The sequence below is a fragment of the Aquamicrobium sp. genome (assembly GCF_023954335.1).
Classification (GTDB): Bacteria; Pseudomonadota; Alphaproteobacteria; order Rhizobiales; family Rhizobiaceae; genus Aerobium.
Window position 1 is genome coordinate 232,541 of the sequence record NZ_JAMLIE010000001.1, and the last position, 26,229, is coordinate 258,769.

The following is a 26,229-nucleotide window of genomic DNA, read 5'->3' on the forward strand; positions in this document are numbered from 1 at the left end:
GGGAGGGAACACCGGAGCGCAGTGTCGCTCGTATCGCGGCACCGCCGCTTGGGACAACAAGGAGACGGAGCGGAAGCGCTCCGATGATCGCGATGGCGCGGCAAGATCAGGCAAACGACCTTTTTTCGCTCACCTCGTTCCTCTATGGCGGCAATGCCGACTACATCGAAAGGCTGTATGCCGCCTGGCTCGACGATCCGTCGGCGGTCGATCCCGAGTGGCGTGACCTGTTCGAAACCTTGCAGGACAATGCCGGCGACGTGCGCAGGAACGCCGAGGGCGCCTCGTGGAAGAAGCCGAACTGGCCTGTGGCGGCCAATGGCGAGCTCGTCTCCGCTCTCGACGGCGACTGGGGCCCCTCCGAGATCGGCAAGATCGAGAAGCATTTCGAGAAGAAGGTGAAGGAAAAGGCGACCGCGAGCGGCGGCGCGCTGTCCGATGCCGACGTCCTGCGCGCCACGCGCGATTCGGTGCGCGCCATCATGATGATCCGCGCCTTCCGCATGCGTGGCCACCTGCACGCCAATCTCGACCCGCTCGGCCTCGCCGAGCCGGAGGAGGACTACAACGAGCTGTCGCCCGAGGCCTACGGCTTCACCGAGGCCGACTACGACCGGCCGATCTTCATCGACCATGTGCTCGGCCTCGAATATGCCACCGTGCGCCAGATGCTCGACATCCTGAAGCGCACCTACTGCTCGACGCTGGGCGTCGAGTTCATGCACATCTCCAACCCCGAGGAGAAGGCGTGGATCCAGGAGCGCATCGAGGGGCCGGACAAGGGCATCGAGTTCACCGAGAACGGCAAGAAGGCGATCCTGCAGAAGCTGATCGAGGCGGAAGGCTTCGAGCAGTTCATCGACGTCAAGTACAAGGGCACCAAGCGTTTCGGCCTCGACGGCGGCGAATCGCTGATCCCGGCGCTGGAGCAGATCATCAAGCGCGGCGGCGCGCTCGGCCTGAAGGAGATCGTCTTCGGCATGGCCCATCGCGGCCGCCTGAACGTTCTGACCAACGTCATGGCGAAGCCCCATCGCGCCGTCTTCCATGAGTTCAAGGGCGGCTCCTACGCGCCTGATGACGTCGAGGGCTCCGGCGACGTCAAGTACCATCTCGGCGCCTCGTCCGACCGCGAGTTCGACGGCAACAAGGTCCACCTGTCGCTGACGGCGAACCCGTCGCATCTGGAGATCGTCAATCCCGTGGTGATGGGCAAGGCCCGCGCCAAGCAGGACCAGATCTTCGGCCGCACCCGCGAGGAGATCGTCCCGCAGGAGGAGCGCGCCAAGGTGCTGCCGCTCCTGCTGCACGGCGACGCGGCCTTTGCCGGGCAGGGCGTCGTCGCGGAGATCCTCGGTCTTTCCGGCCTGCGCGGCCATCGCGTCGCCGGCACGGTCCACTTCATCATCAACAACCAGATCGGCTTCACCACCAACCCGCGCTTCTCGCGCTCGTCGCCCTATCCGTCGGACGTCGCCAAGATGATCGAGGCGCCGATCTTCCACGTCAACGGCGACGATCCCGAGGCGGTCGTCTACGCCGCCAAGATCGCGACCGAGTTCCGGATGAAGTTCCACAAGCCGGTCGTGGTCGACATGTTCTGCTACCGCCGCTTCGGCCACAACGAGGGCGACGAGCCGGCCTTCACCCAGCCGATGATGTATCGCGCGATCCGTGCCCACAAGACGACGGTGCAGCTCTACGGCGAGAAGCTGATCGCCGAAGGCCTCATCACCGAGGCCGAGATCGACAGGATGCGGGCCGACTGGCGCGCGCATCTGGAGGGCGAGTTCGAGGCCGGCCAGAGCTACAGGCCGAACAAGGCCGACTGGCTCGACGGCGCCTGGTCGGGCCTGCGCACCGCCGACAACCAGGACGAGCAGCGCCGCGGCAAGACCTCCGTGCCGATGAAGACGCTGAAGGAGATCGGCAAGAAGCTGACCGAGGTGCCGGCCGATTTCGAGGTCCACCGCACCATCGGCCGCTTCCTCGAGAACCGGCGCAAGGCGATCGAATCCGGCGAGGGCATCGACTGGGCCACCGCCGAATCGCTCGCCTTCGGCTCGATCCTGCTCGAGGGCAACCCGATCCGCCTGTCCGGCCAGGATTCCGAGCGCGGCACCTTCTCGCAGCGCCACACCGTGCTCTACGACCAGCGCAACGAGGACCGCTACATCCCGCTGAACAATCTCGGGCCGCAGCAAGCCAATTACGAGGTCATCAACTCGATGCTCTCGGAAGAGGCCGTGCTCGGCTTCGAATACGGCTTCTCGCTGGCCGAGCCGCGGGCGCTGACCTTGTGGGAGGCCCAGTTCGGCGATTTCGCCAACGGCGCGCAGGTCGTGTTCGACCAGTTCATCTCGTCGGGCGAGCGCAAGTGGCTGCGCATGTCCGGCCTCGTCTGCCTGCTGCCGCACGGCTATGAGGGGCAGGGGCCGGAGCATTCCTCGGCGCGTCTGGAGCGTTTCCTCCAGATGTGCGCGGAAGACAACATGCAGGTCGCCAACTGCACCACGCCGGCCAACTACTTCCACATCCTGCGCCGGCAGTTGAAGCGCGACTTCCGCAAGCCGCTGATCCTGATGACGCCGAAGTCGCTGCTGCGCCACAAGCGGGCGGTCTCGACGCTGGCCGACCTGTCGGGCGACAGCGCCTTCCACCGCCTGTTGTGGGACGACGCCCAGTATTACGGCAACGAGCCGATCAAGCTCGTCAAGGATTCGAAGATCCGCCGCGTGGTCCTGTGCTCCGGCAAGGTCTATTACGACCTCTACGAGGAGCGCGAGAAGCGCGGCATCGACGACATCTACCTGCTGCGCGTCGAGCAGCTCTACCCGTTCCCGGCCAAGGCGCTGATCAACGAGTTGTCGCGCTTCCGCAACGCGGAAGTGGTCTGGTGCCAGGAAGAGCCGAAGAACATGGGCTCGTGGTCGTTCATCGAGCCCTATCTGGAATGGGTGCTGGCCCATATCGACGCCAAGCACCAGCGCGTGCGCTATGCCGGCCGCCCGGCGGCGGCCTCGCCCGCCACCGGCCTCATGTCCAAGCATCTGGCGCAGCTCGAGGCTTTCCTCGAAGATGCGCTCGGCAAGTAACCAACGGAATCGCTGAAGCGAACCAAGGCAACGGAAGAGAAGAATGGCTACCGAAATCCGCGTCCCCACTCTCGGCGAGTCCGTCACCGAAGCAACGGTCGGCAAGTGGTTCAAGAAGGCCGGCGACGCCATCGCCGCCGACGAGCCGATCGTCGAGCTCGAAACCGACAAGGTGACGGTCGAGGTTCCCGCGCCGGCCGCCGGCGTCCTCGCAGAGATCGCTGTTGCGGAAGGCGAGACCGTCGGCGTCGGCGCGCTGCTCGGCTCCATCGCCGCGGGCGCCGGCGCCGCCGCGCCGAAGAAGGAAGAGCCGAAGGCAGCCGCGCCCGCAGCGCCCGCCAAGGCAGCCGAGCCGGCCAAGCCCGCCGCCGCTGCCGCGCCGGCCGGCAAGACCGAGATGCCGCCTTCGCCCGCCGCCGCCCGCGTCCTCGCCGAGGCCGGCGTCGCCGCCGATCAGGTCGCCGGCTCCGGCAAGCGCGGCCAGGTGCTGAAGTCGGATGCGCTCGACGCGGTCGCCCGCGGCGTCACCACGCCTGCGCCGGCCGCTGCCGCGACCCCCGTTCCGGCCGCCCCGCGCGCGCCCTCCTCGGAGGAGGACGCCGCCCGCGAGGAGCGCGTGCGCATGACCAAGCTGCGCCAGACCATCGCGCGCCGCCTCAAGGACGCCCAGAGCACCGCCGCCATGCTGACCACCTTCAACGAGGTGGACATGAAGCCGGTGATGGACCTGCGCTCGAAGTACAAGGACCTGTTCGAGAAGAAGCACGGCGTCAAGCTCGGCTTCATGGGCTTCTTCACCAAGGCGGTGACGCACGCGCTGAAGGAGATCCCGGCGGTCAACGCCGAGATCGACGGCACGGACATCGTCTACAAGAACTACGCCCATATCGGCGTCGCCGTCGGCACCGACAAGGGCCTCGTCGTGCCGGTGGTGCGCGATGCCGACGCCATGTCGATCTCCGAGATCGAGAAGGAGATCGGCAGGCTCGGCGTGGCGGCTCGCGACGGCAAGCTGTCGGTCGCCGACATGCAGGGCGGCACCTTCACCATCTCGAACGGCGGCGTTTACGGCTCGCTGATGTCGACGCCGATCCTCAACGCGCCGCAGTCGGGCATCCTCGGCATGCACAAGATCCAGGACCGCCCGGTCGTGGTCGGCGGGCAGGTCGTCGTCCGGCCGATGATGTATCTGGCGCTGAGCTACGATCACCGCATCGTCGACGGCAAGGAGGCCGTGACCTTCCTCGTCCGCGTCAAGGAAACGCTGGAAGACCCCGAGCGGCTGGTGCTCGATCTCTAGAGCATTTTGCAACCGGATGGCATCGTCCGGCGTCGCACAAATGCGGCTAAATCAAACAGCCGGAGCAACGGGATTGCATTCGTCAGAATGCCCGTTGCGCTGGCCGACGGTTACGGAGGCGAAACGACGGTGATGCCGCGCAAGCCGAACAGCCTGTCCCGACGGTCCGTCGGCGTCGCCGTGACGCTGGCGACGGCGCTGGCCGGGCAGACGGTTCCGGCCCTCGCCGCCTGCCCGATGGAGCTCGCCGTCTATCGCGAGGCCGGGACCGGGGCAATGATCGACTTCCGTCCCGGCGGCAACGCCACGGTGACCAACGCTTTCCGCATGGTGTTCGACAAGGGCGTCGTGCTCGAGGGCGTGGTGATGTGGGACGCCGACGTGCCGCGCCCGGTCGGCATGCTGGCGCATGACTGCCCGGAAGGCGACGCCACCGGCGAGGAGCTGGCCGCCTGCACGGTCTGGCACGGCGTCGTCTACAGCGCCGACAAGGAAGGCAAGGTCGACCTGATGCCGCCCGAACGCACGGATGCCCCCGAAACGCTGATCCTCGCCGATCTCGGCCGGGCGATCGCGGCCTCGCCGGTCTACGCCGCCGCCGGGCTTTCCGAAGCGCCGTGGGACGCGTTCACGCTTCACGGGTGCCAGGAATGAGCGCGCCCAGGAAGACGGTGCTCGTCACCGGCGGCTCGCGCGGCATCGGCGCGGCGACCGCGCGGTTGGCGAGCGCGAATGGCTGGCGCGTCGCCGTCAACCACGTCGCCAACGCGGCGGCGGCCGAAAACCTCGTCGCGGAGCTCGGCGGCGACGCCTTCGCCGTCAGGGGCGATGTCGGCGAGGAAAGCGACGTCGTCGCCATGTTCGCGGCGGTCGACGCCCGTTTCGGCCGGCTCGACGCGCTGGTCAACAATGCCGGCATCGTCACCCCGCAGGCACGCCTCGACGGCATGGACGCCGGACGCATCCTGCGCGTGATGCGCGTCAACGTCGTCGGCTCGATGCTGTGCGCCCGCGAGGCGGTGCAGCGCATGTCGACGCGGCACGGCGGCAGCGGCGGCGCCATCGTCAACGTGTCCTCGATCGCCGCCACGCTCGGCTCGCCCGGCGAATATGTCGACTATGCCGCATCGAAGGGCGCCATCGACAGCTTTACCGTCGGCCTCGCCCGCGAGGTCGCCGCCGAGGGGATCCGGGTCAACGCCGTGCGCCCCGGCATCATCGACACGGAGATTCACGCCTCCGGCGGCCAGCCCGGCCGCGTGGCGGCCCTGCGCGGCACCGTGCCGATGCAACGGGAAGGAAAGGCCGAGGAGATCGCCCGCGCGATCCTGTGGCTTCTGTCGGATGACGCATCCTACTCAACGGGTGCGATACTGAACGCAAGCGGCGGCCGCTGAGCCGCCCGCACGAAAAGGAAGGGACTTGCCATGAGCTATGACGTCGTCGTGATCGGAGCCGGGCCGGGCGGCTATGTCTGCGCCATCAAGGCCGCGCAACTGGGCCTCAAGACCGCGCTGGTCGAGAAGCGCGACACCTATGGCGGCACCTGCGTCAATGTCGGTTGCATCCCCTCCAAGGCGCTGCTGCACGCCACCGAGATGCTTCTCGAGGCCGAGCATTCCTTCGACGCGCTCGGCATCGAGATCTCGAAGCCGAAGGTGAACCTCAGGAAGCTGATGGCGCACAAGACGAACACCGTCGAGCAGAACACCAAGGGTCTCGTCTTCCTGATGAAGAAGAACAAGATCGACACCTTCCACGGCACCGGCCGCGTCCTCGGCGAGGGCAGGATCACTGTCACCGGCGCGGACGGCGCGAGCCAGGAGATCGCGGCGAAGAACATCGTCATCGCCACAGGCTCCGACGTCGCCGGCATTCCCGGCGTCGACGTCGCCTTCGACGAGAAGGTCATCGTCTCCTCGACCGGCGCGCTCGACTTCGACAAGGTGCCGGACCATCTCGTCGTCGTCGGCGGCGGCGTCATCGGGCTGGAGCTCGGCTCGGTCTGGGCGCGGCTTGGGGCCAAGGTCACGGTGGTCGAATATCTCGACACCATCCTCGGCGGCATGGACGGCGAGGTCGCCAAGCAGTTCCAGCGCATGCTGGCCAAGCAGGGCATGGAATTCAGGCTCGGCGCCAGGGTCACGGCCGTCGCGAAGAAGGGCAAGGGCGCTTCGGTGACCTTCGAGCCGGCGAAGGGCGGCGCGGCCGAGACCATCGAGGCCGACGCCGTGCTGGTCGCCACCGGCCGCAAGCCCTTCACCGACGGTCTCGGGCTCGCCGAGGCGGGCGTGGTGCTGGACGAGCGCGACCGCGTTCGCATCCACGGCCACTTCCTGACCTCCGTTCCCGGCATCTACGCCATCGGCGACGTCGTCGCCGGTCCGATGCTGGCCCACAAGGCCGAGGAGGAGGGTGTCGCCGTCGCCGAGATCATCGCCGGCAAGGCCGGCCACGTGAACTACGACGTGATTCCGGGCGTCGTCTATACCAGCCCCGAGGTCGCCTCGGTCGGCAGGACCGAGGAGGAGCTGAAGAAGGCGGGCGTCGCCTACAATGCCGGCAAGTTCCCCTTCACCGCCAATGGCCGCGCACGCGCCATGCTCCAGACGGAAGGCTTCGTGAAGGTGCTGGCCGACAAGGCCACCGACCGGGTGCTCGGCGTCCACATCGTCGGCTTCGGCGCCGGCGAGATGATCCACGAGGCGGCTGTGCTGATGGAGTTCGGCGGCTCGTCCGAAGATCTTGCCCGCACCTGCCACGCCCACCCGACCATGTCGGAAGCGGTCAAGGAAGCCGCGCTGGCGGCCTTCTCCAAGCCGATCCACATGTAACAGGCGCGAAGCCGGGCAGAATGCGAAGGGCAGGCATAAGCCTGCCCTTTTCTGTTTCGTACGGAGCGCCGTACCCTCACGCCGCGATGCGTCCTTCATAGGCCGCCCGCCACGCGGGGCCTGCGCCGTTGGCCTGTCGCCCGAACCCGCAAACCGGATTCAGGCGACATGCCTCGATTACTGGCGCCGACTACTGGCCCCGATTACTGATTGGCCGGAGGCGTTGCCGGCTCCATCGGCTGGGCGGGGGCCGCCTCGGGAGCAGCGGGAGCAGCCGGCTCGACGGGCGTCACGCCGGGAGCGGTCGGCGCCGGCGCGGTCTCCTGCGTCTGGTCAGGGATCACCGCGGTCGTGCCCGGATCGGTCGTCGTGCCGGAACTGAAGGCGATGACGGCGATGACCAGCAGCACCGCGATGACGCCGGCGGCGACCAGTCCGCTGCGGCCGCTGGTGGCCATCGGCCGCTCGGCCATGAGCGGGTCGTTCACCCGCTGGACGGCGGGATCGAGCGCCGGGTCGGCATGCGAGGGGCGCGCATGCAGCCTGTCGTCGTAAACCGGGTCCGTATAACGCGGATCGGGACGGGGATCGTTGTTGGTAGGCTCTGCCATCTTCTTTCTCCGTAACATGCGTGAAACTTGCCCGGAAAACGCCAAACGATGCCCTGCGGTTCCGCCGTTACGGCCGAAGCGGGCTGCCACAGGCGCGTTCCTGTGCTAGAAACGGCCGGGACGCGAGACGCTTCTTTCGCTATAAATTCAGCGATAACAATATGTTATCCATATTTCGACGAAGGATTGGAATTCGAGCCGATGGCGCAGAAGAAAGCCCATGAAGTCGATTCCTGGCTGCGCAACCCCGACCCCGGCATCGGCATCGTGCTGATCTACGGGCCGGACCGCGGCCTCGTCGCCGAGCGGGCCAAGGCCTTCGTCGCGAAGACCGGCCTCGCCGCCGACGACCCGTTCTCGTCGATCCGCCTCGAGGCGTCCGAACTCGAGGCCGCGCCCGGCCGTCTGCTCGACGAGGCGGCGACCGTGCCGATGTTCTCGGCGCGCCGGCTGATCTGGGTGAAGGGGGCGGGGAGCCAGAAGCAGCTTGCCGAGGACGTGAAGGCGCTGGTGGCCGCGCCGCCGCGCGACAGCGTCGTGCTCATCGAGGCCGGCGACCTGAAGAAGGGCGCGGCACTCAGGAGCACGGTGGAGAACGGCGCGGCGGCCATGGCGCTGCCCTGCTATGTCGACGAGGGCAAGGCCATCGACGCGGTGATCGACGAGATCCTCGGCCGGGAGGGCCTGTCGATCGGGCTGGAGGCGCGGCAGGCGCTGCGCGCCAGCCTCGGCGGCGACCGCCTCGCCAGCCGCAGTGAGGTCGAGAAGCTGGCGCTCTATTGCCGCGGCGGCAGCGAAATCCGGCTGGAGGACGTTCGGACGATGACCGGCGACGTCTCCGGGCTCGGCATCGACGATGCCGTCGACGCGGTGCTTTCCGGCAACGGCAAGGCGTTCGACGCCAGCTTCACCCGGCTGGTCTCGGCGGGAACCCACCCGTTCCTGGTGCTCGCCGCCGCCATGCGGCAGTTCCAGCTTCTCCAGCTCATGCGCGCCGAGATGGATACCGATGCCAAGCCGGCCGCCGCGGTCGTCGCCTCGGCCCGGCCGCCCGTGTTCTTCACCCGCCGCCGGCTGGTCGAGGCCGCGCCCCCGCGCTGGCGCGCCCCCGCCATCGCCCGGGCGCTGGAGCGGCTTCAGGCCACCGTGCTGCTCACCCGGCAGCGCGCCGACCTCGCGGCCGCCACCGCCCGGCAGGCGCTGATCGCGCTGCTGGTCGAATCGGCCCGAGGCGGACGCTAGACGCGGGAGCGCGTCGTGTCTGGTTTGAGGGCCTCACGCACTTGGACTTTCGCCCTGCACCGACACCCGCGCCAAACCGCTTCAGCATTGTACTGAAGCGATCTCTCGCGTCGTAAACGGGAAGGGGAGGCGACGTCCCACTCCCGTCCCAAAACGAGCGATCCATCTCAGGATCGTGCTAACCGACTGATATTATGATCAGGAACCGAGACGGCGGCAGATCTCGTCGAGCTGCTCCAGCGTCCGGTAGGCGATCTTCAGCTCGCCGCCCTTCTGGCCGTGCGAGATCGTCACCTTGAGGCCGGTGGCGTCGGACAGCGCCTTTTCCAGCGCCAGCGTGTCGGCATCCTTCTGCGCCGGGGCGCTGCTGCGCGTGGCCCCGGCCAGCGGTCGCGCCGGCTCCTGCGCCAGCGCCTCGGCCTGCCGCACCGACAGCCCCTCCTCGACGATGCGCCGCGCCAGCGCCGCCGGGTCCTCGGCCGTGACCAGCGTGCGCGCATGCCCCGCCGAGAGCGAGCCGTCGACCAGCATGCCGCGGATCGAATCGGGCAGCTTCAGCAGCCGCAGCGTGTTGGCGACATGGCTGCGGCTCTTGCCGATCACCTGGCCGAGATCGGCCTGCGTGTAGTTGTGCTCATCGATAAGCTGTTGATATCCCTGCGCTTCCTCGACGGGATTCAAATCGGCGCGCTGGACGTTCTCGATGATCGCCAGCTCCAGCGCCACCCGGTCGTCGACGTCGCGGATGATCACCGGCAGCTCGGTCAGGCCGGCGCGCTGCGCCGCCCGCCAGCGCCGCTCGCCGGCGATGATCTCGTAGCGCCCACTGCCTGCGGGGCCGGCAGGGCGCACCACGACCGGCTGAACGATGCCGTGCTCGCGGATCGACTGGGCGAGATCGACCAGATCCGCCTCGGCGAAATGGCGGCGGGGATTGCGCGGATTGGGGCCGACGAACTCGATCGGCACCCTACCGTCGGCGCCGATCCGCGACGCCGCAGTCGCCGGTACCGGCTTGTCCATCTCCCCGATCAGGGCGGCAAGGCCGCGGCCGAGGCGTTTTCTGGAAGGATCGTCGCTCATCAAACCATCCGCATCGTTTCGTCTTCGTATCGATCCATCGGATCGCTCAGGCCGCGCGCAGGCGACGTTCGCGCCGGATCACCTCCGACGCGAGCTGGAGATAGGCCTGGCTGCCGGTGCATTTGAGGTCGTATAGGATCGCCGGCTTGCCGTAGGACGGCGCTTCCGACACCCGCACGTTGCGCGGAATCACCGTCTCGTAGACCGCATCGCCCATATGCGCGCGCACGTCCTCGACCACCTGGTTGGCGAGGTTGTTGCGGCCGTCGAACATCGTCAGCACGATGCCCTGGATGGTGAGGTCGGGATTGATCGAGTTGCGCACCTGCTCGACCGTCTGGAGAAGCTGGCTGAGGCCTTCGAGCGCGAAGAACTCGCATTGCAGCGGCACCAGCACCGAATCCGCCGCCGCCATCGAATTGAGCGTCAGCAGATTGAGCGAGGGCGGGCAATCGATCAGCACATAGCCGAAACTGCCGCCATCGGCCACCGACTGCCGCAGGGCATTGCGCAGGCGCAGCACCCGGTCCAGCGCCGAGGCGATCTCCATCTCGATGCCGAGCAGGTCGAGCGTCGAGGGAATCACGAAAAGCCCGGGCACCGCGGTCGCCATCGCCGCCTCACCGACGCTCGCCTCGCCGGTCAGAAGATCGTAGGACGATACCTTGCGGTCCTGCCGGTCGATGCCGAGGCCGGTGCTGGCGTTACCCTGCGGGTCGAGATCGACGATCAGCACCTTCTCGCCGATGGCGGCGAGGGCGGTGGCGAGGTTGATCGCCGTGGTCGTCTTGCCGACGCCGCCTTTCTGATTGGCGATGGTGATGATGCGGGTCCGCGGGATCATGAGAGCCGGCCTGCCGAGAGAGTCAATCGGAGCGATCAGCCGGCTTTCTGGCCAGCCCCGACACTTCGAGGATGCGGCCTGCCGGATCGATCTTGCTTGCGTGTTCTATCAGATCGAAGCGCCACGCGTCACGGCTTTCCGTCACCTCGGCCGCGTAATCCCGGCCTTTGTGAAAAAGCGCGGTCGCGCCGCGCGCCAGCCACGGCTCGGCGAGATCGAGCAGCCGCGGCAAGGGTGCCAAGGCCCGCGCGGTGACGATCTCCGGCATTTCGACGCGCTTATAAGCATCCTCGATCCGGCTGATATGCACGCGCGCAGGCGCATTCACCGTCCCGAGGATGGATTTCAGGAACGCGGCCTTCTTGTTGTTGCTTTCGACCAGCTCGATCTTTCCGCCCTCTCGCTCGACGAGGAGAATCGCTATGATCGCGCCCGGAAATCCGCCGCCCGAGCCGAGATCGAGCCAGGTCAGGACGCTCGGCTTGAGGGCAAAAAGCTGGGCGCTATCGAGGATATGCCGGCTCCACAACGCCTCCAGTGTCGACGGCGCGGCAAGATTGATTCGCGCCGACCATTTGCGGAACTCTGCCTCAAAGAAGTCGAGTCGCGCCAGCGTTTCACGTGAAACCATTCCGGCGACGTTACGGAGTTCGGTCAGCCTGTCCATCTCACGCCGCGCCCGGCATACGTCGTTCGTGATTCTGGATCCGGGCGAGAATGATCGCCAGCGCTGCCGGCGTCATCCCGTCGATTCGCCCGGCTTCCGCCAGCGAGGAAGGCCGGCGCATGGCCAGCTTGTGCTTCAATTCATTGGACAATCCGGGAATGTCGGCAAATTCGAGATCGGCGGGGATCGTCCGTGCTTCCTCTCGCTTCAGTACCGCGACATCCGCTTGCTGGCGGTCGAGATAGACGGAATAACGTGCTTCGGTCTCCAGCCGCTCGAGCGTCGCTTCTGACACGCCGCCGAGCTGCGGCCATATCGCCCGTAGCCGCTCGACGCCGATATCCGCATAGGACAGCAGATCGTAAGCCGTGCGCCGCTGTCCATCGCGGTTCAGCGCGAGACCGAACCGCGCCGCCTCGTTGGGCGTTACCGACAGCGACCTGAACAGGTCGCGCGCCGCGGCGAAGTCTCGCTCCCGGGCACGAAAGCGATCGATGCGCGCCTGCCCGACCAGACCGAGCGCGATGCCCTGCGGGGTCAGGCGCTCGTCGGCGTTGTCCGCCCGCAGCGACAGGCGGAACTCGGCCCGCGACGTGAACATGCGGTAGGGCTCGCTGACGCCCCGATTGACCAGATCGTCGATCAGGACGCCGATATAGGCATCGCCGCGGCCAAAACGCGCGGGTTCGAGGCCGGCAACCTTGCGCGCCGCGTTGAGGCCGGCGACGAGGCCTTGCGCAGCCGCCTCCTCATAGCCCGTCGTGCCGTTGATCTGTCCGGCGAGGAACAGGCCGGAAACCCGCCGGGTCTCGAGCGAATGATCGAGCTCGCGCGGGTCGATATGATCGTACTCGATGGCGTAGCCGGGCTGGAGGATGCGTGCTTGTTCTAGGCCGGGAATCGACGCCACCAGCGCCGTCTGGACCTCGCGCGGCAATGACGTGGAAATCCCGTTCGGATAAACGGTATCGTCGTCCAGCCCTTCGGGCTCCAGGAATATCTGATGTCCGTCGCGGTCGCCGAACTTGACGATCTTGTCCTCGATCGACGGGCAATAGCGAGGTCCCGTCCCCTCGATAGCGCCGGAATAGACCGCCGAGCGGCCGAGATTGGCGCGGATGATCTCGTGCGACGCCGCGGTCGTGCGCGTCACGCCGCAGGCAATCTGCGGATTGGCGATCCGATCCGTCATCAGCGAGAACGGCACCGGCACATCATCGGCCAGCTGGCAGTCGAGCGAAGCCCAGTCGATGGTACGCCCGTCGAGCCGCGGCGGTGTGCCGGTCTTGAGACGGCCGAGCGCGAAGCCGAGACCGGTCATCGTCGCCGACAGGCCCATCGTCGCGGCCTCGTTCATGCGGCCGGCCGGAAAGCGCTCCTCGCCGATATGGATCAGCCCGCGCAGGAACGTTCCGGTGGTCAGGACCACGGCGCCGCAGCGGTAACGCCGGCCATCGGCAAGGATGACACCGGCGATCCAATTGTTTTCAATCAATAAATCGAAAACCTCGCCCTCGATGACATCAAGTCCCGCCTGGGCCGCGATTGCCGCCTGCATGGCCTGACGATAGAGCTTGCGGTCGGCCTGCGTCCGCGGGCCGCGCACCGCCGGACCCTTGCGGCGATTGAGCAGGCGAAACTGGATGCCGGCCGCGTCGGCGATCCGCCCCATCAGGCCGTCGAGAGCATCGATCTCGCGCACCAGATGGCCCTTGCCCAAGCCACCGATGGCGGGATTGCACGACATGACGCCGATGGTCTCGCGCTTCATCGTCACCAGCGCGGTCGCGGCGCCCGCTCGGGCCGCGGCCGCCGCAGCCTCGCAGCCGGCATGCCCGCCGCCGATGACGATGACATCGTAATTCTTGCTCATCGAACCATTCCAATTCAAGCCTGCCGGAATGTCCGGCGCGGCCGTCCGAGTCAAGTCTGTTTCACGTGAAACGAGAATCTCGACTTATTGCTGTGTTTCACGTGAATCCGTTTGCTCCGCCGATTCGGGTGTTTCACGTGAGTCACTTGCCGATGCAGAACTCGGAGAAGATCACGCCAAGCAGCTCCTCTACGTCGCTCGCGCCGGTGATCCTGCCGAGTGATTCTCCCGCAAGACGCAAATGCTCCGCCCTGAGTTCCAGTTCCGTGCGATTCAACGCATTGCCGATATGTTGCGCCGTCGCTTCCAGTAGACGCACCTGCCGCAATCGGGTCGGGATCACCTGTCCGGTCTTGCCCGTCGCAGCGCGCGCCCTCCTTGCGATTTCCCCTGTCAATTCCGGCAATCCTTCGCCAGTCACCGTCGAAACGGCAAGGGCGAAGCTTCCGGGCCCCGGCGTCGTGAGATCGCATTTCGTCGCCACCGGCAGAACCGGCGCGGCCCATGTCCCCTTGTCGAAACCTGCTTCCACGTCTGCAGGATCGGCCAGATGAAGAACCAGATCGGCCCGGTCGGCGGCCTCCACCGCTTTCCGCACCCCGATGCGCTCGACCACGTCGTCGGTTTCGCGCAGGCCGGCCGTGTCGGTGATCACAATCTTCATGCCGTCGATATCGAGACTCGTCTCAACGAGATCACGGGTCGTTCCGGCGATCTCGGTGACGATGGCCACCTCGCGCCGGGCGAGAGCGTTGAGCAGGCTCGACTTGCCGGCGTTCGGCGCGCCGACCAGCACGACCCGGAAGCCGTCCCGGACGATTTCCGCCGCGCGAAAGCCCTCGACATGGGCGAGGATGTCCTGTCGCAGGCGGGCGAGGTTCGCGACCTCCCGTTCCGACACCGAGCCCGGCACATCGGCCTCGTCGGCAAAATCGAACTCCGCCTCGATCATCGCCCGGGCGTGCAGGAGCCGCTGCCGCCATGCCGCATAGAGATCGCGCTGGCCTCCCTGCGCGTTCTCCACCGCCAGCCGGCGCTGCGCTTCCGTTTCGGCACCGATCAGATCGGCCAGCGCTTCCGCGCCGGTCACGTCGACCTTGCCGTTCAAAAAGGCCCTGTGGGTGAATTCCCCGGCTTCCGCCTGGCGCAGACCCGGCATTTCCCCCAGCCGGCGCAGCAGTGCGGCAACGACGGCCCGCCCGCCATGAATCTGGAACTCGGCACAATCCTCACCCGAGAAGCTGGCGGGCGCGGGAAAGAACAGCACCAGCCCCTCGTCGAGCAGGCCGCCATCACCATCACGCAGGGAAAGAAGCGTCGCGCGCCGGGCCGCCGGCACCCTTCCGGCAACCAGTTGCAGCGCCTCGCGAACATGAGGCCCCGAAAGACGAACGACCGCGACGCCTGAGGGAAGGCCGCCCGACGACAGCGCGAAGATCGTATCCCTGAACACAGGTTGCCCGTTCATGGCCGCCGCCCTAGTTTAAACCGAAAGCAGGGTGATCCATGACCGCGCTTCCTTCCGCAAATCTTCTCGCCGACGCCGCGAGCCCTTATCTGCGCCAGCATGCCGCCAACCCTGTCCACTGGCGGCCGTGGTCTTCGGCTGCCCTGGCCGAGGCCGCCGCCCTTCAGCGCCCGATCCTGCTTTCCGTCGGCTATGCCGCCTGCCACTGGTGTCACGTCATGGCCCATGAAAGCTTCGAGGACGAGGGCGTCGCCGAGGTCATGAACCGCCTGTTCGTCAACATCAAGGTCGATCGCGAGGAAAGGCCGGATATAGACCAGATCTACATGGCAGCGCTCAACGCCATGGGCGAGCAGGGCGGCTGGCCGCTGACTATGTTCCTGACGCCGGAAGGCCGGCCGTTCTGGGGCGGAACCTATTTCCCGAAGGAGGCACGCTATGGCCGGCCGGGCTTTACCGACGTCCTCGAAGCCGTCGCAGCGACATGGCGCAACAAGCGGGCCGAACTCGAAGACTCCGCCGCCGCGCTGACCGGCCATATCGATGCCCAGCTCGCGTCGAGACGCAGCGGAGAGGCAGCCGACCCGATCATCATTCAGGAAAGTTATGCCGGAGCCGTGCATTCGCTGATCGACGCGCGCGACGGCGGCATACGCGGCGCGCCGAAGTTTCCTAACGCGCCTCTGATGAACGTCCTGCGCCTGAGCTGGCAACAGGGTGGGGTGGCCACCCATCGCGACGCCATGATCGACAGCCTGCGCAAGATGCTCGCCGGCGGGATTTACGATCACATCGGCGGCGGGCTGTGCCGCTATTCGACCGACGCGACATGGCTGGTGCCGCATTTCGAGAAGATGCTCTACGACAATGCCCAGCTGATCGATCTCGTCGGCTGGGCCTATGCCGAGACGGGAGACGAACTGTTTCGCTACCGAATCGAGGAGACCGTGGGCTGGCTCGAGCGCGAGATGCAGACCGAAGGCGGCGGCTTCGCATCGAGCCTCGATGCCGACAGCGAGGGTGAGGAGGGACGTTTTTACCTCTGGACCGAGGACGAGATCGGCAACGTATTGGGAAAGGCCGATGCCAGCCGGTTTCTCGCGGCTTACGAGCTGGCACAGCCGGCCGAATGGGAAGGCGATCCTGTTCTCCACCGCCGGTCGAACCCCGATTGCGGCCCGGCCGATACCGGTCCGGACATACAGGCCATGAAACGACGGCTGCTCGATGCCCGCGGCCACCGCATCCGGCCGGGGCGCGACGACAAGGTTCTCGTCGACTGGAATGGAACGACGATCGCCGTGCTTGCCCGCGCCGGGCGGCAGTTTTCCCGGAAAGACTGGATCGAGACGGCGGAATCGGCATTTCGTTTCGTCGCCGAATCGGAGCGGGACGGGCGCCTGCCGCACTCTATTCTCGGAGCCGAGAGGTTGTTTCCCTGCATGTCGGCCGATTACGCCGCCATGATCGAGGCCGCGGTGTCGCTGGCAGAAGCCGTGGCGGACCCCGCGCCCTACATCGCCAGGGCGCGGCGCTGGATGCAGGCGCTGGACGACTGGCACGGCGACGATGAGGGGACCGGACACTACTTCACCGCGTCCGACACCGCCGACGTGCTCATCCGCATCCGTGGCGACAGCGACGACGCCGTGCCTTCGGCGACGGCGCGGATCATCCTTGCCATGACGCGGCTTGCACTGCTCACTGGTGACGACGCGCTCCATCGACGGGCGGTAAACGCCGCGGACGCCGCGCTCGGCAGGACCGCGGACCAGCGTTTCGGGCGCGCCGGCATCATCCATGCCGCGGCCATCGCGCATCGGCCGAAAAAGCTGATCATCGCGGGGCCTGAAAACACCGGCTTCGTTTCGGCTGCGAATCGTTATCCGGATGGCTCGCGGACGGACATCGTCCTTGCCCCGACAGGGCCCGGCAGCGAGATCGTCCTGCCGGACGGCGCGGTCATCGACACGGCCCAGGCAGGTGCGTTCCTCTGCATCGGGCAGCGCTGCCTGCCGCCCGCGCGCAAGGCCGGAGAACTGGAAACGCTGCTGCGATCCGAGCGCTGACGCTCAGGTGTTCATCGAATCGAAGAAGTCCGAATTGGTCTTGGTCTGCTTCAGCTTGTCGATGAGGAACTCGATAGCATCCGTGGTGCCCATCGGGGCGAGGATGCGCCGCAGCACGAAGATCTTCTGCAGGTCCTGGCGCTGGACGAGCAGGTCTTCCTTGCGGGTGCCGGACTTCAGGATATCCATCGCCGGGAAGATGCGCTTGTCGGCCACCTTGCGGTCGAGCACGATCTCCGAGTTGCCGGTGCCCTTGAACTCCTCGAAGATCACCTCGTCCATGCGGCTGCCGGTGTCGATCAGGGCGGTGGCGATGATCGTCAGGGAGCCGCCTTCCTCGATGTTGCGCGCCGCGCCGAAGAACCGCTTCGGGCGCTGGAGCGCGTTGGCGTCGACGCCGCCGGTCAGCACCTTGCCGGAGGACGGCACCACCGTGTTGTAGGCGCGGCCGAGGCGGGTGATCGAATCGAGCAGGATGACGACGTCGCGGCCGTGCTCGACCAGGCGCTTGGCCTTCTCGATGACCATCTCCGCCACCTGGACGTGGCGCACAGCCGGCTCGTCGAAGGTCGAGGACACGACCTCGCCCTTCACCGAGCGCTGCATGTCGGTGACCTCCTCGGGCCGCTCGTCGATCAGCAGGACGATGAGATAGGCTTCCGGGTGGTTGGTGGCGATGGAATGGGCAATGTTCTGGAGCAGCACCGTCTTGCCGGTGCGCGGCGGCGCGACGATCAGCCCGCGCTGGCCCTTGCCGAGCGGCGCGACAAGATCGATAACCCGCGCCGACAGATCCTTGCCCGTCGGGTTGTCCGTCTCCATCCGCAGCCGCTCGTTGGGATAGAGCGGCGTCAGATTGTCGAAGTGGATCTTGTGCCGGATCTTCTCCGGATCGTCGAAATTGATGGTGTTGACCTTGAGCAGGGCGAAATAGCGCTCCCCCTCCTTCGGGCTGCGGATCGGCCCCTCGACCGTGTCGCCGGTCTTCAGCGAGAAACGGCGGAGCTGCGACGGCGAGATGTAGATGTCGTCCGGGCCCGGCAGGTAGTTGGCGTTGGCCGAGCGCAAGAAGCCGAAGCCGTCCTGCAGCACCTCGACCACGCCCTCGCCGATGATCTCGATGTCCTGCGCCGCGAGCTTCTTCAGGATCGCGAACATCAGCTCCTGCTTGCGCATCACGCTGGCATTCTCGACCTCGAGCGATTCGGCGAAGGCGATCAGCTCGGTCGGACCCTTGCTCTTCAGTTCCTGAAGTTTCATTTCCTGCATCGTGCGGACTCTGGGATGGCAAAGACTGTGAAGGCGCGCGGCGACATCGTCTGCGTGGAAGGTCTGCCGGAGGCAGAGATAGATGACGCCATGCGAGGAGGAAGGAAACGACTCTTAACCCCGATGCTCGACGATCGCAAGCCGGGATTTGACGAGGACGCCGGATGCGCCCGAAAGCCGCGCGTCAGAACGGCTTCACCACCACCAGGATGACGATGACGATCATCAGCACCGTCGGTATCTCGTTGACGATTCGCCAGTGACGCGACGGCTTGGTGTTGCGGTCCTCGGCGAACTTGCGCACGGCGCCCGACAGATAGCCGTGAATGCCGGACAGCACGAATACCGCCGCGATCTTGGCGTGCAGCCAGCCGCCGGAGAAGCCGAAGCCCTCCCACGCCAGCCATAGGCCGAGGATCCAGACGACCAGCATCGCCGGGTTGATGATCGCCCGCAGCAGCCGGCGCTCCATCACCTTGAAGGTTTCCGACGTGTCCGAGCCGATCTCGGCCTCGGCGTGATAAACGAACAGCCGCGGCAGATAGAGCATCCCCGCCATCCAGGCGATGACGGCGATGACATGCAGCGCTTTGATCCAGTCATAGTAGGGCGCCGGATCGACCCAGAACAGCAGCGCGGCCAGAGCCGCCGTCAGCCCGATGGCGACGACCGCCCGAATCGCCGCCTTGCGCGCGGTGTCTTCCGTCATTGCTTGGCCTCCCTGACCAGCGCCACCATCTTCTCGACATGGGCGACCGGCGTCTGCGGCGTCACGCCATGGCCGAGATTGAAGATGAACGGCCCGTCCGCCAGCGCGCGCAGGATCGCAGCGACACCATCCTCGAGCGCCGCGCCGCCGGCTTGCAGCCGCAGCGGGTCGAGATTGCCCTGCACCGCGCCCTCGGCTTGCAGGCGCTTCGCCTGCGCGAACGGCACGCTCCAGTCGAGCCCGAGCGCGGTGACGCCCGTTTTCTGGCGATAGCTGTCGTAGAGCCCGCCGGCCCCGCGCGGAAAGCCGATGATCGGCGTCTCGGGAAAGACGGTCCGCACCCGCTTGACCATGCGTCTCACCGGCTCGATGCAGCACAGCTCGAACAGATCCTCGTCGAGCACCCCGGCCCAGGAATCGAAGATCTGGACCGCGTCTGCGCCGGCCTCGATCTGGCGGATCAGATAGTCGGCCGAGCGCTCGGCGAGAATGGCGAGAAGCGTCGCCATCTCCTCGCGGTGGGAAAAGGCGAACAGCCGCGCCGGCGCCTGGTCGGGCGTGCCGTGCCCGGCGATCATGTAGGTCGCGACCGTCCACGGCGCGCCGCAGAAGCCGAGCAGCGTCGTCTCGCCCGGCAATTGCGCCCGCAGCCGCCGCACCGTCTCGTAGACCGGCTCCAGATTCACGTGAAACGACGAAGGGTCGATATCGGAAAGCCGCGCCACCTCGTTCGCCGCGAGCGGCGTCATCAGTGGGCCACGTCCTTCCTCGAAGCGCAAATCGCGGCCGAGCGCATGCGGAACGACGAGGATGTCCGAGAACAGGATCGACGCGTCGAAGCCGAAGCGGCGGATCGGCTGGAGCGTGACCTCGACGGCGAAGTCGGGATTGTAGCACAGGTCGAGAAAGCTGCCCGCCTCGGCCCGTGTCGCCCTGTATTCGGAGAGATAGCGGCCCGCCTGCCGCATCATCCAGATCGGGGGCGGAAAGACGGTTTCGCCTTTCAGGACGTCGAGGACGATGCGTCTTTCAGCCATGCTTCACCTTCTCCGGGCTCGATCCCCTAAATCAAAGAAGAGTCTATTAAAGGAATCTTCTGATTCTACGACTCTGTTGGAATCGGCAATTTCCACTTGTCCTCGTTCGCCCGCCCCAACTCAACAGGCAAAGGGCCGCAGGTGAACGCTCCCGGGAAAGGAGACAATCGGGGAGATCGCGATTTACTCTATGTAAAACAGTAGCTTGCCGAGAATCCCGTTCGGCAGTGCCTGTGGATGACGTCGTGACGAATCCGGTTCTGCGCGTTTTCCTCCACAAGCGGCGGAAATTTTCCGCGGCAGGGTCGATTGTGGACAAGCGGGGGTCTGATACAGTCGCCGTCGTCGCGGGCCGTGATCCGTTCCCGCTTTCCACAGTCGCCAACAGGCCCCCTTCCTTTCTGTGAACAAGCTCCTTCCGTGAACAAGCAGCAGCGTTTCTTCCATCTGCATCTCATCTCCGACGCGACCGGCGAAACGCTGCTCGCGGCCGGCCGCGCCGTCTCCGCCCAGTACAAGGACGCGCGCGCCATCGAGCATATCTACCCGCTGGTGCGGACGGAAAAGCAGCTCCTGAAGGTGCTGGAGGAGATCGACGAGGCCCCCGGCATCGTCCTCTACACCGTCATCGACAAGACGCTCGCCGGCCTGATCGACGAGCGTTGCGCCGCGATGGGCCTGCCTTGCGTGTCGGTGCTCGAGCCGGTGCTGACCGTGTTCCAGTCCTATCTCGGCCAGCCGGCCGGTCGCCGGGTCGGTGCGCAGCACGTGCTCGACGCCGATTACTTCCGCCGCATCGACGCGCTCAACTTCACCATGGACCACGACGACGGCCAGATGCTCGACAGCATCAGCGAGGCCGACGTGATCCTGATCGGCATCTCGCGCACCTCCAAGACGCCGACCAGCTTCTACCTCGCCAATCGCGGCATCAAGACCGCCAACGTGCCCATCGTCCACGGCGTGCCGATCCCGCAAAGCGTGGTCGAGGCTGAAAAGCCGTTGATCGTCGGCCTCGTCGCCACCGCGGAGCGGATCTCGCATGTCCGGCAGAACCGCATCCTCGGCACCTCCGTCGGCTATGACGGGCAAAGTTATGTCGACCGCGGCGTCATCGCCCAGGAGCTGGTCCATGCCCGCCAGATCTGCGCCCGCCACGGCTGGCCGGTCATCGACGTCAGCCGCCGCTCGATCGAGGAAACGGCCGCGGCCATCGTTGCCTTGCGCGGCAAGCCGCGCTAATCCGCCGCCCCAGCACCCGAACCACCACCCGAGGAGGATGCCATGCCTGAAATCGTCGTGCTCGCCTCCGGCAGCCCTTTCCGCAGGACGATGCTGGAAAATGCCGGCGTCGGCGTCGAGGCCATGCCGGCGCAAATCGACGAGCGCGCCGTCGAGGCTGCGGTCGAAGGCTCGGGCGTCACCCCGCAGGAGCTCGCGGCGATCCTCGCCGAGGCCAAGGCGCTCGAAGTGTCCGAGCGGATGCCCGGCCGCCTTGTCATCGGCGCCGACCAGACGCTGTCCCTCGGCGACGAGGTGCTGCACAAGCCGGCCGACATGGAAGCCGCGCGCCGGCGCCTCCTCCTGCTTTCGGGCAAGACCCACGAGCTGAACAGCGCCGTCGTCCTGGCCCGCGACGGCGCGGTGCTGTGGCGCCATGTCGGCGTGGCGCGGCTGACCATGCGCACGCTCGACCCCGGCTTCGTCGGCCGCCATCTGTCGCGGGTCGGCGACAAGGCGCTGTCGAGCGTCGGCGCCTACCAGATCGAGGGCGAGGGCATCCAGCTTTTCGAGGCCGTCGAGGGCGATCATTTCACCATCGTCGGCCTGCCCCTGCTGCCGCTCCTTCATGAGTTGCGCGCCCTCGGAGCCATTGATGGCTGATCGCGGCATTGCCAAAGCCTTCGTCGTCGGCCACCCGATCGCCCATTCGCGCTCGCCGCTGATCCATGGCTACTGGCTGGAGACGCTCGGCATTCCCGGAAGCTACGAGCGGATCGACGTTCATCCGGATTCGATCGGCCGCTTCCTCGCCGAGCTGCCGCGCTCCGGCTTCGCCGGCGGCAACGTCACCATCCCGCACAAGGAGGCGGCCCATCGCGCCGCCGACAGGCTGGACGAGGCGGCCGAGCTGATCGGCGCCGCCAACACGCTGTGGCTGGAGGAGGGGCGGCTCGTCGCCGGCAACACCGACGCCTATGGCTTCGCCGCCAATCTCGACGCCGAGGCGCCGCACTGGAAAAAGGGCCGCACGGCGCTCGTCCTCGGCGCGGGCGGCGCGGCGCGGGCCGTCCTGTTCGCGCTGAACGAGGCCGGCTTCGGCGACATTCGCGTGGTCAACCGCACGCTGTCGCGGGCGCGCGAGCTGGCCGACCGCTTCGGTGCCGGGATTTCCGCCCATGGCTGGGAGGCCGCCGGCGCGCTGGCCGCTGACGCGGACATCCTCGTCAACACCACCTCGCTCGGCATGGGCGGCGCGGGCGGATCGCCTGTCGATGTCTCGCTGCTGCCGGACGGCGCCATCGTCGCCGACATCGTCTACGTGCCGCTGGAGACTCCGCTGCTGGCGGCCGCGCGCGGCAGGGGCCTGCGCACGGTCGACGGCCTCGGCATGTTGCTGCATCAGGCCGCGCCGGGCTTCGAGCGCTGGTTCGGCACCCGCCCCGAGGTGACGCCGGCCCTGCGCGCCCGCATCGTCGCCGATCTGGAGGCGCATAAATGATCGTTCTCGGCCTCACCGGCTCCATCGGCATGGGCAAGTCGACCACGGCGCGCATGTTTCTCGAGGAGGGCGTTCCCGTCCACGATTCCGACGAGGCCGTCCACCGGCTCTATTCCGGCATCGCCGCGCCGCTGATCGAGGCGCGCTTTCCCGGCACGGTCGTCGACGGCACGGTCGACCGCGAGCGGCTCGGCAAGGCGGTGCTCGGCAATCCGGACGCGCTGCGCGATCTGGAAAGAATCGTCCATCCGCTGGTCAGGGCCGATTCGGAAAGCTTCCTTGCCCGTCATCGCGAAGCGGGCGCGCCGCTCGTCGTGCTCGACATCCCGCTGCTGTTCGAGACCGGCGGACGCGAACGCGTCGACAGGATCGTCGTCGTCACCGCTCCCGCCGAGGTCCAGCGCGAGCGCGTGCTGGCGCGTCCCGGCATGACCGAGGAGAAGTTCGCCGCCATCCTCGCCCGCCAGGTGCCAGATGCCGAGAAGCGCAATGCTGCCGACTACGTCATCGACACCGGCGCCGGCATGGACGCGGCGCGGCAGGCGGTGAGAAGCCTGATCGCCGAACTGGCGGGGAAAAGCGGCGGCTGAGCCTTGCCCCGGCGCCCGGCGGTGGGCCATGCTGGGATAGGAGCCGAATCATGCGCGAGATCATCTTCGATACCGAAACCACGGGCCTCGACGCCCGTGAGGACCGGATCATCGAGTTCGGCGGGGTCGAGCTGGTCAACCGCTTCCCCACCGGCCAGACCATCCATTTCTACATCAACCCGCAGGGGCGGCCGGTCCATCCCGACGCGCAGGCGGTCCATGGCATTTCCGACGCCGATCTGGCCGACAAGCCGACCTTTCCGGACTTGGTCGAGAAGCTTCAGGCCTTTCTCGGCGATGCCATGCTGGTGGCGCACAACGCCAATTTCGATATCGGCTTCCTCGATGCCGAGTTCGCCCGGCTCGGCCTGCCCAGGGTCGATCCGGCGCGGGTGGTCGACACGCTGGCCATCGCCCGGCGCAAGCACCCGATGGGCCCGAATTCGCTCGACGCGCTGTGCCGCCGCTACGGCATCGACAACAGCCATCGCACCAAGCACGGCGCGCTGCTCGACTCCGAGCTTCTGGCGGAAGTCTATATCGAGCTGATCGGCGGCCGGCAGGCGGCGTTCAGCCTCGACGTCCAGGTCGAGATCGTCACTGCCGTGGGCGAGGCGGAGGCGGGGCCAGCCACCGCGCGCCAGCGCGAAAGGCCGCTCGGTCCACGCGTCAGCCGGATCGAGCTCGAGGCCCATGCCCGCCTTGTCGCCGGGCTCGGCGACGCCGCGATCTGGCGCGAGGTCGATCCGGCCTACCGGAATGCGGCCGACGAGCAGGCGCAGATGTGAAAAGGTCCGGCGCGGCGGCCGGGCCTTGATCCTTTACGGAAAACCGGAGGCTCAGCTCGGCTGGGCGACCTTGGCCTTCGCCTGTTCCTCGGCCATGCGCTGCTGGAACATCTGCGCGAAGTCGATCGGGTCGATCATCAGCGGCGGGAAGCCGCCGTTGCGGGTCGAATCGGCGATGATCTGGCGCGCGAACGGGAACAGCAGCCGCGGGCACTCGATGAACAGCAGCGGCAGCATGTGCTCCTGCGGGAAGCCGGCGACGCGGAAGACGCCTCCATAGATCAGCTCGACGTTGAACAGCACGTCGTTCTCGGCCGTCGCCTTGGCGGCGAGCGTCAGCGTCACGTCGTATTCCGTCTGCGACAGCGGATTGGCGTTGACGTTGACGGTGATGTTGATGCCGGGCGCCTTGTCGCGCGCGCGCAGCGAGTTGGGCGCGCCAGGGCTTTCGAAGGACAGGTCCTTCACATATTGCGCCAGCACGTTGAGGGCGGGCGGCGTGCCGTTGCCATTGCCGGTCGCGGCTGCGCCGGCCGGCGCGTTGGTCTTGTCTTCGGGTTGCTTGGCCATCGGCCGAAATCCTCCTGTTTCAGCCAGAATTGGCCGGGATCAGATCGCCGGGTTGGCTAGCATGGTGCGCCCGGCCTGACAAGCGCGGCCTCGCCTTCGCCTCGACGCGGGTTTCAGGCCCCGTCGTCGGGCGGCAACCGCCGCCGGTCGCTCTCGTCGCGGCGGGAAAAATCGTCGCTGTCGAGGTCGATGGTCCGCGGCCCGCGGGGGCGGAAGCCGGCGCTTGCCGCACCGACGACGACGATGCGGCTTTTCAGGAAGCGCCACACCAGCTCGCGCAGCGGCGGAATGAACAGGGCGAGGCCGAATATGTCGGTGAAGAAGCCGGGAATGACGAGCAGCAGGCCGGCGATGGCGATCATCAGCCCGTGCACCAGCTCGTGATCCACGGGAGCGCCGGTTTCCATCGCCGCGCGGATGCGGCCGACGACGCCGATGCCCTGGATCCGCAGCAGCGCCGCGCCGAGGATGGTGGTGGCGATGACGAGCGCCACGGTCGGCAGCACCCCGATCAGGCTGCCGACGAAGGCGAAGCCGGCGATCTCGATGAGCGGCAGGGCGATGAGAAGGAGGGGAAGGAGCGGCAAGATGGCGTTTCCGGCTGGTCGAGGGAGCGGTCGGGTTGGCATTCGCCCATTCCAGATAGGGTGCCGTCGCTTTGATTTGAATGATGGCCGGATGCGTTCTATATGCAAAAGAACCGCCGACGAAGCGAAGCGTACGTCGGATGACAGGGATTTGGCGGAAACGATGGAATTTTTCGACTTCGGCACGATTTTCTTTCTGGTCGCGGCAATCGTGATCTTCGTCCAGCTGCGCAACGTTCTGGGCCGGCGCACCGGCAACGAGCGGCCGCCCTTCGATCCCTATTCGCGCCGCGTCGAAGCCAAGGACGAGGCCGCGCAGGGCGAGAACGTGGTGTCGCTGCCGCGCCGCAAGGGCGAGGAGGCGGAAAACGCCTACGCCGCCATCGACGCCGCTGCCAAGCCGGGCACCGCGCTGAACCGCGGCATGCGCGCGATCCGCGACGCCGATCCGTCCTTCGAGCCGAAGACCTTCGTCGAAGGGGCACGGATGGCCTACGAGATGATCGTCATGGCCTATGCCGACGGCGACCGCCGCACGCTGAAGAACCTTCTGTCGCGCGAGGTCTATGACGGCTTCGTCGCCGCGATCTCCGAGCGCGAGAGCCGGTCGGAGAAGGTGCAGTCCTCCTTCGTCGGCATCGACAAGGCCGAGATCGCCCATGCCGAGATGAAGGGCACGGAGGCGCATGTCACGCTGCGCGTCGTCAGCCAGCTCGTCTCCGCCACCCGCAACGCGGCCGGCGAGGTGATCGACGGCGACCCCGAAACCGTCGCCGAGGTCAAGGACGTGTGGACCTTCGCTCGCGACACCCGCTCCCGCGATCCGAACTGGAAGCTGGTCGCGACCGAAGCCGACGACTGAACGTTTCGT

At 66.9% G+C, this 26,229-nt stretch carries 24 protein-coding genes; 13 read left to right on the forward strand and 11 right to left on the reverse strand.

Annotated elements, in window-relative coordinates:
- The first annotated feature begins 92 nt into the window (after positions 1-92).
- The 5 genes from M9945_RS01200 to lpdA all read left to right on the forward strand — a co-directional run bounded on the left by M9945_RS01200 (position 93) and on the right by lpdA (position 7,229).
- Complete coding sequence (locus M9945_RS01200) at positions 93-3,095, forward strand: 2-oxoglutarate dehydrogenase E1 component (RefSeq protein ID WP_367944738.1); 3,003 nt, start codon at positions 93-95, stop codon at positions 3,093-3,095.
- A 43-nt stretch (positions 3,096-3,138) separates the two neighbouring features.
- Positions 3,139-4,395, forward strand: a complete 1,257-nt coding sequence (gene odhB / locus M9945_RS01205) for a 2-oxoglutarate dehydrogenase complex dihydrolipoyllysine-residue succinyltransferase (protein ID WP_367943089.1) — start codon at positions 3,139-3,141, stop codon at positions 4,393-4,395.
- Between the two features lie 87 nt (positions 4,396-4,482).
- The gene (locus M9945_RS01210) at positions 4,483-5,049 is read left to right on the forward strand and encodes a hypothetical protein (RefSeq protein WP_367943090.1); all 567 of its coding nucleotides are present in this window, start codon (positions 4,483-4,485) and stop codon (positions 5,047-5,049) included.
- Entirely contained in the window at positions 5,046-5,792 is a 747-nt protein-coding gene (locus M9945_RS01215; RefSeq protein ID WP_367943091.1) for an SDR family oxidoreductase, read from the forward strand. Before M9945_RS01210 ends, M9945_RS01215 begins: the two co-directional genes overlap by 4 nt.
- 30 nt (positions 5,793-5,822) lie before the next feature.
- Positions 5,823-7,229 carry a dihydrolipoyl dehydrogenase gene (gene lpdA / locus M9945_RS01220; RefSeq protein ID WP_367943092.1) on the forward strand — a complete coding sequence of 469 codons (1,407 nt, stop codon included), beginning with the start codon at positions 5,823-5,825 and terminating at the stop codon, positions 7,227-7,229.
- A 203-nt stretch (positions 7,230-7,432) separates the two neighbouring features.
- Here the strand turns inward: lpdA and M9945_RS01225 are convergent, their stop codons facing one another.
- Positions 7,433-7,840: a hypothetical protein gene (locus M9945_RS01225; RefSeq protein ID WP_367943093.1), complete on the reverse strand. Its 408-nt coding sequence runs from the start codon at positions 7,838-7,840 to the stop codon at positions 7,433-7,435.
- Between the two features lie 201 nt (positions 7,841-8,041).
- On the opposite strand from M9945_RS01225, the gene holA reads away from it, so the two are divergent.
- Positions 8,042-9,082: a DNA polymerase III subunit delta gene (gene holA, locus M9945_RS01230; protein ID WP_367943094.1), complete on the forward strand. Its 1,041-nt coding sequence runs from the start codon at positions 8,042-8,044 to the stop codon at positions 9,080-9,082.
- A gap of 198 nt (positions 9,083-9,280) precedes the next feature.
- On the opposite strand, the gene M9945_RS01235 is transcribed toward holA, so the two are convergent.
- The 5 genes from M9945_RS01235 to mnmE form a co-directional block, all read right to left on the reverse strand.
- Positions 9,281-10,165 (reverse strand): ParB/RepB/Spo0J family partition protein, encoded by an 885-nt coding sequence (locus M9945_RS01235; RefSeq protein ID WP_367943095.1) that lies wholly within the window; start codon positions 10,163-10,165, stop codon positions 9,281-9,283.
- A gap of 46 nt (positions 10,166-10,211) precedes the next feature.
- The gene (locus M9945_RS01240) at positions 10,212-11,009 is read right to left on the reverse strand and encodes a ParA family protein (protein WP_367943096.1); all 798 of its coding nucleotides are present in this window, start codon (positions 11,007-11,009) and stop codon (positions 10,212-10,214) included.
- 22 nt (positions 11,010-11,031) lie between these two features.
- Positions 11,032-11,676, reverse strand: coding sequence for a 16S rRNA (guanine(527)-N(7))-methyltransferase RsmG (gene rsmG, locus M9945_RS01245; RefSeq protein ID WP_367943097.1), 645 nt, complete (start codon positions 11,674-11,676; stop codon positions 11,032-11,034).
- Between the two features lies 1 nt (position 11,677).
- Entirely contained in the window at positions 11,678-13,549 is a 1,872-nt protein-coding gene (gene mnmG, locus M9945_RS01250; RefSeq protein WP_367943098.1) for a tRNA uridine-5-carboxymethylaminomethyl(34) synthesis enzyme MnmG, read from the reverse strand.
- 142 nt (positions 13,550-13,691) lie between these two features.
- Entirely contained in the window at positions 13,692-15,017 is a 1,326-nt protein-coding gene (mnmE, locus tag M9945_RS01255) for a tRNA uridine-5-carboxymethylaminomethyl(34) synthesis GTPase MnmE (protein WP_367943099.1), read from the reverse strand.
- A gap of 38 nt (positions 15,018-15,055) precedes the next feature.
- On the opposite strand from mnmE, the gene M9945_RS01260 reads away from it, so the two are divergent.
- The gene (locus M9945_RS01260) at positions 15,056-17,086 is read left to right on the forward strand and encodes a thioredoxin domain-containing protein (protein WP_367943100.1); all 2,031 of its coding nucleotides are present in this window, start codon (positions 15,056-15,058) and stop codon (positions 17,084-17,086) included.
- Positions 17,087-17,089: 3 nt separating this feature from the next.
- Here M9945_RS01260 and rho read toward each other — a convergent pair whose 3' ends face one another.
- From rho to hemE, 3 genes are all read right to left on the reverse strand, one after another.
- Positions 17,090-18,355 (reverse strand): transcription termination factor Rho, encoded by a 1,266-nt coding sequence (rho, locus tag M9945_RS01265; protein WP_367930387.1) that lies wholly within the window; start codon positions 18,353-18,355, stop codon positions 17,090-17,092.
- Between the two features lie 184 nt (positions 18,356-18,539).
- Entirely contained in the window at positions 18,540-19,064 is a 525-nt protein-coding gene (gene hemJ / locus M9945_RS01270) for a protoporphyrinogen oxidase HemJ (protein WP_367943101.1), read from the reverse strand.
- Positions 19,061-20,101 (reverse strand): uroporphyrinogen decarboxylase, encoded by a 1,041-nt coding sequence (hemE, locus tag M9945_RS01275; protein ID WP_367943102.1) that lies wholly within the window; start codon positions 20,099-20,101, stop codon positions 19,061-19,063. The genes hemJ and hemE overlap by 4 nt, the downstream gene beginning before the upstream one ends.
- A gap of 420 nt (positions 20,102-20,521) precedes the next feature.
- On the opposite strand from hemE, the gene M9945_RS01280 reads away from it, so the two are divergent.
- The 5 genes from M9945_RS01280 to dnaQ are packed head-to-tail and all read left to right on the forward strand — an operon-like array spanning position 20,522 to position 24,201.
- Positions 20,522-21,343 carry a pyruvate, water dikinase regulatory protein gene (locus M9945_RS01280; protein WP_367930390.1) on the forward strand — a complete coding sequence of 274 codons (822 nt, stop codon included), beginning with the start codon at positions 20,522-20,524 and terminating at the stop codon, positions 21,341-21,343.
- A gap of 42 nt (positions 21,344-21,385) precedes the next feature.
- Positions 21,386-21,985 carry a Maf-like protein gene (locus M9945_RS01285; protein WP_367930391.1) on the forward strand — a complete coding sequence of 200 codons (600 nt, stop codon included), beginning with the start codon at positions 21,386-21,388 and terminating at the stop codon, positions 21,983-21,985.
- On the forward strand, positions 21,978-22,823 hold the full coding sequence (locus M9945_RS01290; protein WP_367943103.1) for a shikimate dehydrogenase: 846 nt from the start codon (positions 21,978-21,980) through the stop codon (positions 22,821-22,823). Before M9945_RS01285 ends, M9945_RS01290 begins: the two co-directional genes overlap by 8 nt.
- On the forward strand, positions 22,820-23,413 hold the full coding sequence (gene coaE / locus M9945_RS01295; RefSeq protein WP_367943104.1) for a dephospho-CoA kinase: 594 nt from the start codon (positions 22,820-22,822) through the stop codon (positions 23,411-23,413). The genes M9945_RS01290 and coaE overlap by 4 nt, the downstream gene beginning before the upstream one ends.
- Positions 23,414-23,463: 50 nt before the next feature.
- Entirely contained in the window at positions 23,464-24,201 is a 738-nt protein-coding gene (dnaQ, locus tag M9945_RS01300; protein WP_367943105.1) for a DNA polymerase III subunit epsilon, read from the forward strand.
- Between the two features lie 51 nt (positions 24,202-24,252).
- Here the strand turns inward: dnaQ and secB are convergent, their stop codons facing one another.
- Both secB and M9945_RS01310 read right to left on the reverse strand, forming a co-directional pair.
- The gene (gene secB, locus M9945_RS01305) at positions 24,253-24,771 is read right to left on the reverse strand and encodes a protein-export chaperone SecB (RefSeq protein WP_367943106.1); all 519 of its coding nucleotides are present in this window, start codon (positions 24,769-24,771) and stop codon (positions 24,253-24,255) included.
- A gap of 113 nt (positions 24,772-24,884) precedes the next feature.
- Positions 24,885-25,358 (reverse strand): FxsA family protein, encoded by a 474-nt coding sequence (locus tag M9945_RS01310; protein WP_367943107.1) that lies wholly within the window; start codon positions 25,356-25,358, stop codon positions 24,885-24,887.
- 163 nt (positions 25,359-25,521) lie between these two features.
- Between M9945_RS01310 and M9945_RS01315 the strand changes: the two genes are divergently transcribed.
- Positions 25,522-26,220 carry a Tim44/TimA family putative adaptor protein gene (locus tag M9945_RS01315; protein WP_367930397.1) on the forward strand — a complete coding sequence of 233 codons (699 nt, stop codon included), beginning with the start codon at positions 25,522-25,524 and terminating at the stop codon, positions 26,218-26,220.
- The last annotated feature ends 9 nt before the right edge of the window (positions 26,221-26,229 follow it).

Coding starts and splice junctions, on each gene's coding strand:
- M9945_RS01200 (WP_367944738.1), top strand. CDS start 93: ATGGCGCGGCAAGATCAGGCAAACGACCTTTTTTCGCTCACCTCGTTC.
- odhB (WP_367943089.1), top strand. CDS start 3,139: ATGGCTACCGAAATCCGCGTCCCCACTCTCGGCGAGTCCGTCACCGAA.
- M9945_RS01210 (WP_367943090.1), top strand. CDS start 4,483: ATGCCCGTTGCGCTGGCCGACGGTTACGGAGGCGAAACGACGGTGATG.
- M9945_RS01215 (WP_367943091.1), top strand. CDS start 5,046: ATGAGCGCGCCCAGGAAGACGGTGCTCGTCACCGGCGGCTCGCGCGGC.
- lpdA (WP_367943092.1), top strand. CDS start 5,823: ATGAGCTATGACGTCGTCGTGATCGGAGCCGGGCCGGGCGGCTATGTC.
- M9945_RS01225 (WP_367943093.1), bottom strand. CDS start 7,840: ATGGCAGAGCCTACCAACAACGATCCCCGTCCCGATCCGCGTTATACG.
- holA (WP_367943094.1), top strand. CDS start 8,042: ATGGCGCAGAAGAAAGCCCATGAAGTCGATTCCTGGCTGCGCAACCCC.
- M9945_RS01235 (WP_367943095.1), bottom strand. CDS start 10,165: ATGAGCGACGATCCTTCCAGAAAACGCCTCGGCCGCGGCCTTGCCGCC.
- M9945_RS01240 (WP_367943096.1), bottom strand. CDS start 11,009: ATGATCCCGCGGACCCGCATCATCACCATCGCCAATCAGAAAGGCGGC.
- rsmG (WP_367943097.1), bottom strand. CDS start 11,676: ATGGACAGGCTGACCGAACTCCGTAACGTCGCCGGAATGGTTTCACGT.
- mnmG (WP_367943098.1), bottom strand. CDS start 13,549: ATGAGCAAGAATTACGATGTCATCGTCATCGGCGGCGGGCATGCCGGC.
- mnmE (WP_367943099.1), bottom strand. CDS start 15,017: ATGAACGGGCAACCTGTGTTCAGGGATACGATCTTCGCGCTGTCGTCG.
- M9945_RS01260 (WP_367943100.1), top strand. CDS start 15,056: ATGACCGCGCTTCCTTCCGCAAATCTTCTCGCCGACGCCGCGAGCCCT.
- rho (WP_367930387.1), bottom strand. CDS start 18,355: ATGCAGGAAATGAAACTTCAGGAACTGAAGAGCAAGGGTCCGACCGAG.
- hemJ (WP_367943101.1), bottom strand. CDS start 19,064: ATGACGGAAGACACCGCGCGCAAGGCGGCGATTCGGGCGGTCGTCGCC.
- hemE (WP_367943102.1), bottom strand. CDS start 20,101: ATGGCTGAAAGACGCATCGTCCTCGACGTCCTGAAAGGCGAAACCGTC.
- M9945_RS01285 (WP_367930391.1), top strand. CDS start 21,386: ATGCCTGAAATCGTCGTGCTCGCCTCCGGCAGCCCTTTCCGCAGGACG.
- M9945_RS01290 (WP_367943103.1), top strand. CDS start 21,978: ATGGCTGATCGCGGCATTGCCAAAGCCTTCGTCGTCGGCCACCCGATC.
- coaE (WP_367943104.1), top strand. CDS start 22,820: ATGATCGTTCTCGGCCTCACCGGCTCCATCGGCATGGGCAAGTCGACC.
- dnaQ (WP_367943105.1), top strand. CDS start 23,464: ATGCGCGAGATCATCTTCGATACCGAAACCACGGGCCTCGACGCCCGT.
- secB (WP_367943106.1), bottom strand. CDS start 24,771: ATGGCCAAGCAACCCGAAGACAAGACCAACGCGCCGGCCGGCGCAGCC.
- M9945_RS01315 (WP_367930397.1), top strand. CDS start 25,522: ATGGAATTTTTCGACTTCGGCACGATTTTCTTTCTGGTCGCGGCAATC.